At 71.3% G+C, this 14,319-nt stretch carries 12 protein-coding genes; 8 read left to right on the forward strand and 4 right to left on the reverse strand.

The genetic code is table 11. The annotated features are described in order from the left end of the window. Positions 1–3 precede the first annotated feature (3 nt). Both AC3WRM_RS16850 and AC3WRM_RS16855 read left to right on the forward strand, forming a co-directional pair. Positions 4–909 carry a PAC2 family protein gene (locus AC3WRM_RS16850; RefSeq protein WP_067857765.1) on the forward strand — a complete coding sequence of 302 codons (906 nt, stop codon included), beginning with the start codon at positions 4–6 and terminating at the stop codon, positions 907–909. A gap of 352 nt (positions 910–1,261) precedes the next feature. Next, positions 1,262–2,134: an acyl-CoA thioesterase gene (locus AC3WRM_RS16855; protein ID WP_492249708.1), complete on the forward strand. Its 873-nt coding sequence runs from the start codon at positions 1,262–1,264 to the stop codon at positions 2,132–2,134. Positions 2,135–2,146: 12 nt separating this feature from the next. Here the strand turns inward: AC3WRM_RS16855 and AC3WRM_RS16860 are convergent, their stop codons facing one another. The 3 genes from AC3WRM_RS16860 to AC3WRM_RS16870 form a co-directional block, all read right to left on the reverse strand. After that, a complete protein-coding gene (locus AC3WRM_RS16860; protein ID WP_492249709.1) occupies positions 2,147–4,036 on the reverse strand; it encodes a CocE/NonD family hydrolase in 1,890 nt (629 codons plus the stop codon). A 65-nt stretch (positions 4,037–4,101) separates the two neighbouring features. Further along, complete coding sequence (locus AC3WRM_RS16865; RefSeq protein WP_492249710.1) at positions 4,102–4,977, reverse strand: MaoC family dehydratase; 876 nt, start codon at positions 4,975–4,977, stop codon at positions 4,102–4,104. Further along, positions 4,974–6,320, reverse strand: a complete 1,347-nt coding sequence (locus AC3WRM_RS16870; protein WP_492249711.1) for a 3-oxoacyl-ACP reductase — start codon at positions 6,318–6,320, stop codon at positions 4,974–4,976. Before AC3WRM_RS16870 ends, AC3WRM_RS16865 begins: the two co-directional genes overlap by 4 nt. Positions 6,321–6,537: 217 nt before the next feature. On the opposite strand from AC3WRM_RS16870, the gene AC3WRM_RS16875 reads away from it, so the two are divergent. After that, positions 6,538–7,926: an acetyl-CoA C-acetyltransferase gene (locus tag AC3WRM_RS16875; protein WP_492249712.1), complete on the forward strand. Its 1,389-nt coding sequence runs from the start codon at positions 6,538–6,540 to the stop codon at positions 7,924–7,926. An 88-nt stretch (positions 7,927–8,014) separates the two neighbouring features. On the opposite strand, the gene AC3WRM_RS16880 is transcribed toward AC3WRM_RS16875, so the two are convergent. Then, positions 8,015–8,716 carry a TetR/AcrR family transcriptional regulator gene (locus tag AC3WRM_RS16880; protein WP_492249713.1) on the reverse strand — a complete coding sequence of 234 codons (702 nt, stop codon included), beginning with the start codon at positions 8,714–8,716 and terminating at the stop codon, positions 8,015–8,017. A 117-nt stretch (positions 8,717–8,833) separates the two neighbouring features. Between AC3WRM_RS16880 and uvrB the strand changes: the two genes are divergently transcribed. The 5 genes from uvrB to AC3WRM_RS16905 all read left to right on the forward strand — a co-directional run bounded on the left by uvrB (position 8,834) and on the right by AC3WRM_RS16905 (position 14,319). Continuing rightward, positions 8,834–10,918 (forward strand): excinuclease ABC subunit UvrB, encoded by a 2,085-nt coding sequence (uvrB, locus tag AC3WRM_RS16885; RefSeq protein ID WP_492249714.1) that lies wholly within the window; start codon positions 8,834–8,836, stop codon positions 10,916–10,918. Continuing rightward, on the forward strand, positions 10,915–11,703 hold the full coding sequence (locus tag AC3WRM_RS16890; protein ID WP_492249715.1) for an aldose 1-epimerase: 789 nt from the start codon (positions 10,915–10,917) through the stop codon (positions 11,701–11,703). Before uvrB ends, AC3WRM_RS16890 begins: the two co-directional genes overlap by 4 nt. 103 nt (positions 11,704–11,806) lie before the next feature. Then, a complete protein-coding gene (locus tag AC3WRM_RS16895) occupies positions 11,807–12,298 on the forward strand; it encodes a beta-class carbonic anhydrase (protein WP_492249716.1) in 492 nt (163 codons plus the stop codon). 89 nt (positions 12,299–12,387) lie between these two features. Then, positions 12,388–13,122, forward strand: a complete 735-nt coding sequence (locus AC3WRM_RS16900; RefSeq protein ID WP_492249717.1) for a peptidoglycan recognition protein family protein — start codon at positions 12,388–12,390, stop codon at positions 13,120–13,122. A 198-nt stretch (positions 13,123–13,320) separates the two neighbouring features. Further along, positions 13,321–14,319: a TerC family protein gene (locus tag AC3WRM_RS16905; protein WP_492249718.1), complete on the forward strand. Its 999-nt coding sequence runs from the start codon at positions 13,321–13,323 to the stop codon at positions 14,317–14,319.

Below are 14,319 nucleotides of genomic sequence, written 5' to 3' on the forward strand. Positions count from 1 at the left end.
ACGATGAAGTGGCCCTCACGACGTGACCGAGACGACGCGACCGACCCGACGCCCTCCGGCGACGGCCCGGTCCTCATCCATGCCCTCGACGGGTTCCTGACCGCGGGCGGCGCGCCGCGCATCGCGGCGCAGCACCTGTTGTCCGGACGCGGCGAGGTGCTCCGCAGCTTCGACGTCGACGAGCTGTACGACTACCGCGCGCGTCGTCCGTTCATCACGTTCCGCCAGGACCACTACGTCGACTACGACGAGCCGCGGCTCGACGTCGTCCGCGAGCACGACCGGTCGGGCACGCCCTACCTGGTGCTGACCGGGCCGGAGCCGGACTTCCGGTGGGAGTCCTTCGTCGACGGGGTGCAGGAGGTCGTGGAGGACCTCGACGTGAGCCTGACCCTGGGCCTCGGTGCCGTGCCGATGGGCGTGCCGCACACGCGGCCCACCATGATCACCGCGCACGGCTCGCGTCCGGAGCTCGTCGACCGCACCAACCTGTGGCAGGCCGAGGTGCGGGTGCCCTCGTCGGCACAGTCGCTGCTGGAGTACCGGCTGACCCAGCGGGGCCTCGACAGCGCCGGCTACGTCGCGCACGTGCCGCACTACCTGACCCAGGTCGACTACCCGCCCGCCGCGCTCGCGCTGCTCGAGGCCGTGCTCGACCGGACGGGCCTCGACCTCGACCTCGACCCCCTGCGTGCCGTGCAGGGTGCGACGGTGGCCGACATCGAGCGCCAGATCGAGGACCAGGGCGGCGCCGAGGTCCTCGCGGGCCTCGAGCAGCAGTACGACGCCTTCACCCGCGGCGCCGCCGAGTCGCTGCTCGCCGAGGACGGCGACCTGCCGAGCGGCGACGAGCTGGCCGACCAGTTCGAGCAGTTCCTCGCTCGCCAGCGCAAGGACGACCAGGACTGACCCTCCCGCGCCCACCATCGGTGGATCGGCACCCTCAGGATCGCTCCTGCGGTTGGACATCCACCGACAGCGGGCGTCGGGGCGCAACGATGCTGCAATCGCGCGTTCGAGACCAAACGCTTCTGCGTTCATGACGGGATCTCGTCGCCAACGCAGCATCCTCGACCCTCCGACACGCGAACGCAGAATCCTGCGTCCACCCCGTGCCGAAGCCACAGCCCGAGACCCGCAGGCAGCACCAGCAGGTCGAGACCCCCACCACCACGACACACCGCACCCACCCCGGTGTGAGCCCGCTCTCGACCCCTGCAGGCCCACGCGGGGCGGCCTCGCGGATCGGTAGGATCTGCGCGTGCCTGCATCCCTCCACGAGCTCGTGACCCTGCTGGACCTCGAACCTCTCGAGGTCGGCCTCTTCCGTGGCAGTCAGCCGGAGGGGTCCAGCCTCAAGCGGGTCTTCGGCGGCCAGGTGGCCGCGCAGGCCGTGACGGCGGCCCAGCTGACGGTGCCGGAGGATCGGCACATCCACTCGCTGCACGCCTACTTCCTGCTCGGCGGAGACCCGTCGATCCCGATCGTCTACGACGTGGAGAACGTGCGCGACGGCGGCTCGTTCACGACGCGGCGGATCGCGGCGCGCCAGCACGGCGAGAACATCTTCTACATGACCGCGTCGTTCCAGCGGACGGAGGACGGGTTCGACCACCAGGACGTCATGCCGCAGGTGCCGTCGCCGGAGGAGTCCGTGCCGCTGCTCGACGTGATCCGCCAGGTCCGGCCGCAGGAGGTCGAGTCGTGGAAGCGGGAGTGGTCGTCGTTCGACCTGCGCTACATCGGCGACAACCGTCCCGCGGACGACCCGACCCGGGCGACGGTGCCGGCGGTGCAGCGGCTGTGGTTCCGGGCCGATGGCACGCTCCCGGCGTCGCGGATCATCCACACGGCGGCGTTCGTGTACATCAGCGACTTCAGCCTGCTCGGCGTCGCCCTCCTGCCGCACGGGGAGCTGATCAGCTCCCCGCGAGTGCAGCCGGCGTCGCTGGACCACACGATCTGGTTCCACCGTCCGATCAGCGCCGACGAGTGGCTGCTGTACGACCAGACGTCGCCGTCGGCGTCGGGTGCCCGCGGGCTCAGCACGGCACGGGTGTTCGCCGAGGACGGCACGCTCGTCGCGACCGTCGCGCAGGAGGGCCTCATCCGGCGGGTCACGCCCCGCGACTGACGCCCCCGCTCGTCAGGGCGTGCCGAAGGACAGGGACGACGGGTGCTCCGGTCCGGTCAGGACCGTCATCGGCACCAGCGCGGGCAGGAGCGACCCGAGGGTCGGCAGCAGGTGCGGCACGTCGAAGCCCTGCACCGACACGCGCAGCCGGTGGCCCCGGGCGATGCGGGCGCGCGTGGGGAACACCTCGACGTCGACCGGCGCGACCTGGCCGGCAGCCAGAGGAGCCTGCGCCGCCCGCGTGAACGGGTGGTACGGCTGCACCAGGGTCGTCCCGACGTAGCGTGAGCGTGAGCGGTCGAGTGCGCGGTGCGAGAGCACCTGCCAGCCGCCGGTGAGGCGGGACACCGTGCCGTCGGGCGCGACGTCGGAGACGGTGACCGAGAGCATCCCGTCGCCGGCGGGGGACGACGTGTAGAGGCGCGCGTTCAGCGGTCCGTGCACGACGACGTCGGCCTTGAGCGGTGCCGTCTCGAACACCGGGCCGAGGCTGTCGTTGAACGTGTTGTTCGTGAAGCACGGCAGGTCGGGCAGCGCCTGGCGCAGGATGCCCGCGGTCCACTGGTTCGCCGACCGCGTGCAGAGCCCCTGGACGGGGATGGTCGGCACGGTCGTGCTGCCGCTGCGGGGCGTCCCGGCGGTGAGGCCGCCGGGGGTGCCGGCCGTCGTGGCGCTTCCGCTGAGCCGGAAGGTGCGTGGGGTGAGGGTCGACGGCATCCACGCCGTCCCGCGGACCCAGCGGCCGCTGCCCTGCTCGTAGCTGCTGAGACCGGCGATCTCGTCGAGCCGCTGGCCGGGCAGCCCCTTGACGTAGTGGTCGAACCAGCGGAGCTGCAGCTCCTCGATGCTGCCGTACCCGGCGTCGCCGACCTCGGCGCCAGAGGAGCCCTGGAGGTGGTCCCAGGGGCCGACGATCATGCGGGTCGGGACGCCCCGACGCTGCAGGTTCTCGTACAGGAGGGGTGTCCCGCGCTGGAAGAGGTCGTACTGGCCCGCGACGAAGAACGTGGGCACGGTGATGCGCGACGCGACCTGCAGGGGCGAGCGCCGCGTGTAGAACGCGCCGTCGTAGGCGGGTTCGCCGCCGGTGAACGCGGACAGCAGGAGGTTGGTGCTGAACAGGCCGTTGCCGACCAGGTGGGTCACGAGGGTGCCCAGGCCGGTGCCGGGGTCCGTCGCGGTGAGGGCCGGCGGGATGATCGACGTCCCGTTCACCAGGCCGATCCAGAGCGGGATGAACCCGATGTCGAGCGCGCCGCCCGAGGCGACCACGTCGCGGTAGACGTCGGCACCGGGCACCTGGGGGAAGATGGCCCGCAGCCCCTTCGGTCGGTCGGCGGCGGCGAAGAGCTGCGAGATGCCCATGTACGAGGGCCCGTTCATGGCCGTGCGTCCGTCGCTCCACGGCTGCTCGGCGGCCCAGGTCATGACCTCGCCGAAGTCGCGGTCCTCGCGCGAGCAGAAGGCGCACCACGTCCCGTCGGAGCTGCCCGTGCCGCGGGCGTCGACCGTGAGGTGCAGGTAGCCGCGCTTGACCAGATAGCTCGGGTCGGTCCCGAGGAGGCCGCCGGCCTGGGACTGGACGTTCTTGTTGTAGGCGGTGATGGTGACGACGACCGGGAGCCGGCGGGTCACCGGCCGCCCGGCGGCGTCGACGGGTCGCATGAGGTTGCCGCGCAGCACGGTCCCGTCGGACGTGCGGATCGCGAGGTCCTGCTGGGTCACGGTCGCGGGGTACTGCTCGGGCCGTGGCTTCCACGCCGACGTCGGCGCGGCGTCCGCGACGGTCGTCGCCGAGGCCGGCGGTGCCACCGCGGCCGCGCTCGCCGGCGCCGTGAGCGTCGTGACCGACGCCGCCGCGGACACGGCGAGCACGAGGGTGCGGGTGAGCAGGTTCGTCATCGGTCCTCCTGGTGGTCCGGGAGGACCAACGACGAGACCTGCATCACGTCACGTGCGCGACCTCGTCAGTGGCTGACCCGACCCACCAGGTGCGTCGCGTCCTTCTTCTGGGCGCGGACGCCGAAGACGATGCCGTCCTCGGAGGCCTCGGACCCGAAGACGACGGTGGTCGGCAGCAGCACGGGCTTCTTGAACTCCACGTCGACCGTGAAGGCGTCGGGCAGTCGGTTCTGCAGGGCCGCCAGGCTGCGCGCCTTGGTCCACATCCCGTGCGCGATGTTGGTCGGGAAGCCGAACGCCTTCGCGGTGACGGGGTAGAGGTGGATGGGGTTGCGGTCCCCGGAGACGGCGCCGTAGCGGCGTCCCAGGTTGCCGGCCAGTCGCCAGTGCACGACGCCCCGCGGGGCCTCGACGCCGTCGAGCACCGGGGTCGAGGTCTCGGCGTCGCCGCCGCGGCCCCGGGAGAACAGCGTCATGGTCTCGTCCCAGACGACCTCCTCGCCGACCGTGACGGTCGTGAGCACGTCGACGAGGCGGCCCTTCGGGTGCGGGCGCAGGTCGGCCGCGTGCACCGACACGTCGAACGTCTCGTCGAGGCCGATCGGACGGTGCTGCGTGATGCGGTTGCGCAGGTGCACCAGCCCCATCGGCGCGAACGGGAACGACGTGTCGGTCATGAGCGCCATGTGCAGCCCGAAGGCGGCCATGTGCGGGTACGTGACCGGCAGGTGCTCGGCACGCGGGAACGCGCAGACCTCGAGGTAGCGCTCCAGGTGTGCCGGGTCGGTGTTCACGCCGCGGCGCTCGAGCACGAGGTCGGGCACGGTGCCCGACGCGTGCTTGACGCCGGGGAGCGAGCCGACCACCGGCAGCGCGGGCAGCGCGGCCTTCAGCATGAGCGGCAGCGTGGCCGGAGCCGCCTCGAACTGCCTCGTGGTCACGACGCCCCCAGCAGCATCTGGCCGTTGACGCCGAGCACGTTGCCGCTGACCGCGCCGGAGCCGGGGTTGGCGAACCAGGCGATGGCCTCGGCGACGTCGACGGGCTGGCCGCCCTGCGACATCGAGTTCATGCGTCGGCCGGCCTCGCGGATGCCGAGCGGGATGGTCTTGACCATCTCGGTCTCCATGAAGCCGGGGGCCACGACGTTGGCGGTGATGCCGTCGCCGGCCACGCGCTCGGCGAGCGCCTGGATCCAGCCGATGACGCCCGCCTTCGCGGAGGCGTAGTTGGTCTGGCCGTTGTTGCCCGCGATGCCGGCGATCGACGCGATGCCGATGACCGTGCCGCCCTCGTTGATCAGGCCCTGGGCCAGGAGCTCGTCCGTGATCCGCTGCGGCGCACCGACGGAGATGTCGACGACGAGCTGCCAGTTCTCGGCCTTCATGTTGCGCAGGCGCTTGTCGCGCGTGATGCCGGCGTTGTGCACGACGACGTCGACGGAGCCGTAGTTCTCCTTGACGTACGCCGCGATCGTGGCGGGGGCGTCCTCGGCGGTGATGTCGCCGACGATGTAGCCGCCGCCGAGCTCGTCGGCGAGGGCCTTGAGGTCGGCCTCCAGCGGCGGGACGTCGAGGCCGATGACGGTGGCGCCGTCGCGGGCGAGGGTGCGCATGTCCGCCTCGCCCAGACCACGCGAGGCACCGGTGACGAGGGCGACCTTGCCGGCCAGCGGCTTCTCGAGGTCCGCAGGCTCCGTGACCGACGTGATGCCGGTGGTGCCGATCCGCACGACCTGGCCGGAGACGTAGGCCGACTTGGGGGAGAGGAAGAAGCCGAGGGTCGACGCGAGCGACGTCTCGGCGCCGGGGGCGAGGTAGACGAGGTTGGCCGTGCTGCCGCCGCCGACCTCCTTGGCGAGCGAGCGGGTGAAGCCCTCGAGGGCCCGCTGGGCCACACGAGCGCCCTCGCTGCCGGCCTGCTCGGGGACGGTCCCGACCACGACGACGCGACCGTTGCCCTGGAGCTGGCGCAGCACCGGCGTGAAGAACTCCTGGAGGGCGACGAGGCCGGCCGCGTCGGCGATGCCGGTCGCGTCGAAGACGAGACCCTTGTAGCGCTTGCCCTGGGCGGGGACGCCGGTCGCCTCGATCTTGAGCGCCTTGAGCGCGGCCGTCACGGCCTTCGCGACGTCGCCCGGGGTGGCGCTGCCGGTCAGCACGGAGCCCCGGACGAGCGGTCCGCCCTCGTAGCGCTCCAGGTACGGCGGGTTGGGCAGCCCCAGGTTCTTGACGAGGAACTTGCCGATCGGGTTGTGGGCCAGGTCCTGGTAACGATCGCTCATCGCCGGGTGTGTCCTATCTCTCGCATACCATTGGTATCTGGATTCGCAGCCAAACTGTAACTTGGAGTGACACCAACGTCCACCGAGGGTGGCGAGGCGCACACGGGCGTGCAGGCGACCGAGGACCGCGTCGCGTGGCACCATCGTCGCACCCACCCCGGTGGCTCGGCACCACCCGACCACCCCGTCCACCCCGAAGCGCAAGGAGCACCGCGCCATGGCGGAGAACACCCCCGCGAAGAAGACGGCCGCCAAGAAGGCCCCCGCGACGAAGGCCCCGGCCAAGAAGGCCGCAGCGGCCACCGAGGCCTCCACCGGCCCGTCCATCCGCAAGGTCGTCGTCGTCGGCGGCAACCGCATCCCGTTCGCCCGGTCGAACACCGTCTACCAGAACGTGTCCAACCAGGAGATGCTCACCGCGGCGCTCGACGGCCTCGTCGCCCGGTACGGCCTCGAGGGCGAGCGCGTCGGCGAGTTCGTCGCCGGTGCCGTCCTCAAGCACAGCCGCGACTTCAACCTCGCCCGCGAGGTCGTGCTCGGCTCCGCGCTCTCGCCCGAGACGCCCGCCGAGGACATCCAGCAGGCCTGCGGCACCGGTCTGCAGGCCGCCTTCCAGGTCGCCGCCAAGATCCAGCTCGGCAAGATCGAGTCCGGCATCGCCGGCGGCACCGACACCACGTCGGACGCGCCCCTGGCCATCGGCGACAAGCTCCGCAAGATCCTCATCGAGGCCAACAACGCGAAGGACACCAAGGGTCGGCTCGCCGCCCTGGCCAAGGTGCGCCCGGCGTACCTCGCGCCCGACCAGCCCCGCAACGCCGAGCCGCGCACCGGCCTGTCGATGGGTGACCACCAGGCCCTGACCACGCACGCGTGGGGCATCACGCGCGAGGCGCAGGACGAGCTCGCCGCGCTGTCGCACCAGAACCTCGCGAAGTCCTGGGACGAGGGCTGGCAGGACGACCTCGTCACGCCCTTCCACGGCGTCACGAAGGACAACCACCTGCGCCCGGACTCCACGGTCGAGAAGCTGGCCAAGCTCAAGCCCGTCTTCGGCAAGCAGCTCGGCGACGAGGCGACCATGACGGCCGGCAACTCCACGCCGCTGTCCGACGGCGCCTCGGTGGCGCTGCTCGCCTCCGAGGAGGAGGCGGAGCGTCGCGGCTGGACCAAGCGCGCCTACTTCGTCGACTACGAGACGGCTGCCGTCGACTACGTCAGCGGCGCCGAGGGCCTGCTGATGGCGCCCGCCTACGCCGTGCCGCGCATGCTCGCCCGCAACGGCCTGACGCTGCAGGACTTCGACTACTACGAGATCCACGAGGCGTTCGCCGGCCAGGTGCTGTCGACGCTCGCCGCGTGGGAGGACGCCGAGTTCTGCCAGCAGAAGCTCGGCCTCGACGTGCCGCTCGGCTCGATCGACCGCAGCAAGCTCAACGTCAAGGGCTCCTCGCTCGCCGCGGCCCACCCGTTCGCGGCGACCGGCGCCCGCATCGTGGCCAACCTCGCGAAGCTGCTGCACGAGAAGGGCGCGGGCAGCCGTGGTCTCATCTCGATCTGCGCCGCCGGCGGCCAGGGCGTCGTCGCGATCCTCGAGGGCGCCTGACCCTCGGCCTACGGCGTCGGAGCAGCCGCGACGTCGAAGGACCCCCACGGCACTGCCGTGGGGGTCCTTCGCGTCTCGCGGGTGCGGGTCAGGCGCCGCGTGCCATGGCCAGCGCTCCGCGCAGCAGGTGCCCGAGCAGGTCGTCGGTGCCGACCGGGTCGACGACGGGCAGGCCCGAGATGTGCCGGCGCACCGACAGCTGCAGGTGGGCGAGGTTCAGCGCACCGAGGCCCTGCGTGTAGAGCACGTTCGCGAGCAGGTGCGGGTCGGCCACGGCGAAGTCGCCGGAGCGCGTGCCGTCCTCCAGCACGCCGACGACGTGGCCGAGGCACGCGCTCATGCCCGTGCCGAGCCGGATCATGACCTCCTCGCTGACCTCCTCCATGAGCTCGGTGCCGCGGCGACGCAGCAGCGTCTGGGCGCAGTCCACGAACGCGGGGTGCTCGAGGCCGTAGCCGAAGAAGGCCCGCACGAGCAGCTCGAGCCGGTCGGGCGCGGCGAGGTCGGGGTCGTCACCGGGGGAGAGCGCGGCGTCGAGCTCGGTGAGGTACCCGAGCAGCGTCACGGCGAACAGCTCCTCCTTGCTGGAGAAGTGCCGGTAGATGATGGCCCGGTTGATGCCGACGGCCCGCGCGATGTCCTCGATCTGCGCCTCGCGCACGCCCCGCTCGTCGAACAGGGCCCGGGTGGCGGCGACGATCTCGCGCGAGCGCTCGGCCCGCCGCTCGGCCGTCCGCGGCCGCACCGCGGGCGGTGCTGGCGAGTCGGCCTCCGGCTCCGATACAGACATGGATGCATCCTAGGCTCGACGTCGCGCGCGACGTCACTCCCGGGGCGTCGTGGCGGGTCGTCCGGTCGGACGTCGTCGGACGCGCCACTGTCGGTGGCTGGTCGTACGGTGGAGCACATGAGGCCCTTGTCCGAGCTGCGCCGTCAGGTCGCCCCCTTCACCGTCGTCTCCGAATACGAGCCCGCCGGCGACCAGCCCGCCGCCATCCAGGCGCTGCAGGAGCGGATCGAGGGCGGCGAGCAGGACGTCGTGCTCATGGGCGCGACCGGCACCGGCAAGACGGCCACCACCGCCTGGCTGGCCGAGCGGCTCCAGCGGCCCATGCTCGTCATGCTGCCGAACAAGACGCTCGCCGCCCAGTTCGCGAACGAGCTGCGCGAGCTGCTGCCGAACAACGCCGTCGAGTACTTCGTCTCCTACTACGACTACTACCAGCCCGAGGCGTACGTCCCGCAGAGCGACACCTACATCGAGAAGGACTCCTCGATCAACGAGGAGGTCGAGCGGCTGCGCCACAGTGCCACGTGGTCGCTGCTCACCCGACGCGACGTGATCGTCGTGGCCACCGTCTCCTGCATCTACGGCCTCGGGTCGGCGCAGGAGTACATGGAGCGCATGATCCGCTTCACGGTCGGCGACGAGAAGCCGCGCGAGGAGCTGCTGCGCACGCTGGTGCAGGCCCAGTACGTCCGCAACGACGTCGCGCCGACCCGGGGCACCTTCCGGGTCAAGGGCGACACGCTCGAGATCTTCCCCGTCTACCAGGAGATGGCGGTCCGCATCGAGTTCTTCGGCGACGAGATCGAGCGGCTCATGACGCTGCACCCGCTCACCGGCGAGGTGATCAGCGAGGACACCGAGCTGGCCGTCGGCGCCGCGACCCACTACGCCGTGGGGCCCGACATCATGACGCGGGCCATCGAGAGCATCGAGATCGAGCTCAAGGACCGCCTGGCCGAGCTCGAGGCACAGGGCAGCCTGCTCGAGGCGCAGCGGCTGCGCATGCGCACCACCTACGACATCGAGATGATGCAGCAGGTCGGCACCTGCTCGGGCATCGAGAACTACTCGCGCCACATGGACGGCCGGGCGCCGGGCTCGGCACCCAACTGCCTGCTCGACTACTTCCCCGAGGACTTCGTGCTCGTCCTCGACGAGTCGCACGTGACGGTGCCGCAGATCGGCGCCATGTACGAGGGCGACATGTCCCGCAAGCGCACGCTCGTCGAGCACGGCTTCCGGCTGCCGAGCGCCATGGACAACCGCCCGCTCACGTGGAGCGAGTTCCTCGAGCGCATCGGCCAGACGGTGTACCTGTCGGCCACGCCGGGCAACTACGAGATGGAGAAGACCGGGGGAGAGGTGGTCGAGCAGATCATCCGGCCCACGGGCCTGGTCGACCCCGAGGTGCTGGTCAAGCCGACGCGCGGTCAGATCGACGACCTCGTCGCGCAGATCCGCGACCGGGTCGAGAAGAACGAGCGTGTCCTCGTCACCACGCTCACCAAGAAGATGTCCGAGGACCTCACCGACTACCTGCTCGAGGCCGGCATCCGCACGCGCTACCTGCACAGCGAGGTCGACACCCTGCGCCGGGTCGAGCTGCTGCGCGAGCTGCGGATGGGCGAGTACGACGTGCTCGTCGGCATCAACCTGCTGCGCGAGGGCCTCGACCTGCCCGAGGTGAGCCTGGTGGCGATCCTCGACGCCGACAAGGAGGGCTTCCTGCGCTCCGGTCGCTCGCTCATCCAGACGATCGGCCGTGCCGCCCGCAACGTGTCCGGCCAGGTGATCATGTACGCCGACCGGATCACGGACTCGATGGCGCTGGCCATCGACGAGACGAATCGGCGTCGCGAGCGTCAGGTCGCCTACAACACCGAGCGCGGCATCGACCCGCAGCCGCTGCGCAAGAAGATCGGCGACATCACCGACCTGCTGGCCCGCGAGGACGCCGACACGACGAAGCTGCTCGCCGCCACCGGCGACCACAAGCGTCGGGGTGCGCCGGTGCCGCTCGGCCAGCACACCGCGGACCTCGCCGACCTGCCCTCGGCCGACCTCGCGGCGCTCATCGAGCAGCTGAGCGAGCAGATGCACACGGCCGCCGCCGACCTGCAGTTCGAGGTCGCCGCCCGGCTGCGCGACGAGATCGGGGAGCTGAAGAAGGAGCTGCGCGGCATGCTCGAGGCTCACGCGTGACCGTGCGTGCCGCAGCGGGCGACCTCGCGATCGAGGTCGACCCGGCGCACGGAGCCCGGCTGGTGTCCTTCACCGTCGCAGGGGAGGAGCTGCTCTCGACGCAGGAGGTGCCCGGCGTGCCGACGTCGATCTCCCGCGGGTGCTACCCGATGGTGCCCTGGGCGGGGCGGATCGGCGGCGGCACGCTCGAGCACGCCGGGGCACGTCACGCGCTGCCGCTCGACGGCGACGGCAACGCGCTGCACGGGCTCGGTCTCGACGCCGTCTGGCAGCAGGACGACGCGACCGAGGACGGCGCGGCGTTCTCGGTCGATCTCGGCGACCCGTGGCCGGTCGACGGACGCGCCACGCTCGGCTACGCGCTGACGCCGCAGCGGCTCGTGTGCACGCTCACCTGGGACGGTGGCGGTCCCGGCGCGTCGCTCGGCCTGCACCCGTGGTTCCGCCGCACGCTCTCCGACGGGACGTCCGCCGACGTCGACGTCGCCCCCCTCGAGATGGTCGAGCGCGACGGCGCCCTGCCCACTGGACGCCTCGTCGCGCCACGCGAGGGTCCGTGGGACGACTGCTTCCGGCTCGCCCGCGATCCGATCGTGCGCTGGGGCGACGCTCTGACGCTGCGCCTGTCCAGCGACGCGCCCTGGTGGGTCGTCTACAGCGAGCCCGTGCACGCGGTCTGCATCGAGCCGCAGACGGCCCCGCCCGACGCGTTCGCGCACCCGGACTGGCACCGCTGGCTGCAGGCGCGCTCGCTCACGTTCACGCTCGACGTCGACGCGGGGTAGCACCAGGGCGGTGCGACCGTGCGGCGTCCCGTCTGCTGGGACGTCGGTGGTCGCGTCCCGGGGGAGCGCACGCTGGACGCACATCCCACCCCGAGGAGCTGTCATGACCGTCACCGACGAGTTCGTCCAGGCCAACCGCGCCTACCAGGAGGGCTTCGAGGGCCCGCTGCCCCTGCCACCGGCCCGCAAGGTCGCGGTCGTCGCCTGCATGGACGCGCGGCTCGACCCCGCCAAGATCCTGGGGATCGTCGAGGGCGACGCCCACGTCATCCGCAACGCCGGCGGCGTGGTCACCGAGGACGCTCTGCGGTCCCTCGCCATCAGCCAACGTCTCCTCGGCACGGAGGAGATCGTGCTGCTGCACCACACGGACTGCGGCATGGTGACCTTCACCGACGATGCGTTCCGCCAGCAGATCGAGGCCGAGACCGGCATCCGGCCGAGCTGGGAGGCCGAGGCCTTCCCCGACGCTGCAGCCGACGTGCAGCAGGGCATCCGGCGCATCCGGGCGAACCCCTTCGTGCCGAGGACCGACCGGGTCCGCGGCTTCGTGTTCGACGTCGCCTCCGGTGCGATCGACGAGGTCGTCGCCTGACCTCGTCCGGCACGTCGTCGGCGCGGCTGGACCGGGCCCCGTAGCGTCGTCCTGAGACGTCCCGCCGGGGCCAGGACGAGAGCAGCGCGATGACACGGATGGACGAGCAGCCGACGGTCCGCCCGACCACCCGGTCGGGTGCCGTGGGCCGTCGGGTGCTCCTCGGAGGTGCCCTGGCGACGACCCTCACCGTCGGCGGGCTCGCGCTGCTCGACCGCATGCCCTACGTGCGCGACCTGCCGATCCCGGGACGCCGGCGCGTGCAGCTGACCTGGTTGGCCGACGAGCTCCGCGGCGCCGGGCTCCGTGTGCAGGGTGACGCGGGGTGGGTCGAGCGTGGTCGCCCGTGGGCCTTCGACCCGGTCGGCGTCCTGATGCACCACACGGCCTTCCGAGCCACCGCGGCGGACCCCCAGCCGGCCCTCGCCACGGTGCGCGACGGTCGCGCCGGGCTGCGGGGTCCGCTGTGCCACGTGCTCGTCGCACGGGACGGCACCTGCCACGTGATCTCCGCCGGCCGCGCCAACCACGCCGGCGAGGCCCGGGCGAGCGGGCCGGTGGAGGGCGGGGACGGCAACGTCTCCTACGTCGGCATCGAGATCGACTACGCGCCGCAGCAGCCCTTCTCCCAGCAGCCGACCGCGGCCCAGCTGGACGCCTCCGTCGTCGCTGCGGCGGTGGTCGTGGCCAGGCTCGGCAACGGAGCGGACCACGTGCGCTACCACGCCGAGACGAGCCTGGCCGGCAAGTGGGACCCGGGGAACACGCTCGACGCCGACGCGTTCCGAGCGAGGGTGGCCGCCGAGCTGGCGCGGCGCGCCTGAGGCCGCCGCCGGCTCCCGCCACCGGACCCGCGACGTGCGCCAGGCCGGTGCCGGCTGCAACAATGTCCGGCGGAGGGGAGTATTCCTTCGCTGCAGCGTCGTCATCACGGGGGTCCGCCTGACCCTCCGGTGCTGCGGGTCCGCGGTCCGCGGGCGGAAGAGACCTCCGGTACACGTCTGTCGACCGGAGGAACCTGAGTGAACGTCTCGACCCTGGAGTGGTCCATCACCGTCGGGGTGACCATCGCGATCATCCTGTTCGACGTGTTCGTCGTGGCGCGCAAGCCGCACGAGCCGTCGATGAAGGAGTGCGCGACCTACCTCGCCATCTACGTCGGGCTGGCGGTGGCCTTCGGCATCTGGACGTTCAGCTACCACGGCTCCCAGTACGGCGTGGAGTTCTTCGCCGGGTGGCTGACGGAGTACAGCCTGTCGATCGACAACCTGTTCATCTTCATCATCATCATGGCGAGCTTCAAGGTGCCGCGGAAGTACCAGCAGGAGGCCCTGCTGGTCGGCATCATCATCGCGCTGGTGTTCCGCGCGATCTTCATCGCCGTCGGCGCCGTGGCGATCAACAACTTCTCGTGGATCTTCTACCTGTTCGGCGCCTTCCTGCTCTACACGGCGATCAACCTGATCCGCGACACCGACCACGACGACGACGGCGAGAACGCGGTCGTCCGCTTCGCCCGACGCCGCTTCAACCTCACCGAGCAGTGGGACGGCCTCAAGCTCATCGTGCGGGAGAACGGCCGCCGCGCGCTGACCCCGATGGCGCTCGTCATCATCGCGCTCGGCACCACCGACCTGCTGTTCGCGCTCGACTCGATCCCGGCGATCTACGGCCTCACCAAGGAGCCGTACCTGGTGTTCACGGCCAACGTGTTCGCCCTCATGGGCCTGCGTCAGCTCTACTTCCTGCTCGGCGACCTGCTCAAGCGTCTGGTGTTCCTGTCGCAGGGCCTGGCGGTGCTGCTCGCGTTCATCGGCGTCAAGCTGCTGCTCCACGCCCTGCACGAGAACGAGCTGCCCTTCATCAACGGCGGCGAGCACGTGAAGGTCCCGGAGATCCCCACGCTCGCGAGCCTCGGTGCGATCGTCGTCATCCTCGGCACCACGACGGTCGTGAGCCTCTGGTACTCGCGCAGGTACCCCGAGAAGGTCGACGACGGGCACTCCGCCCCGAAGGAGTAG

This window comes from Aeromicrobium sp. EU05-FHT14F07 (assembly GCF_058790455.1).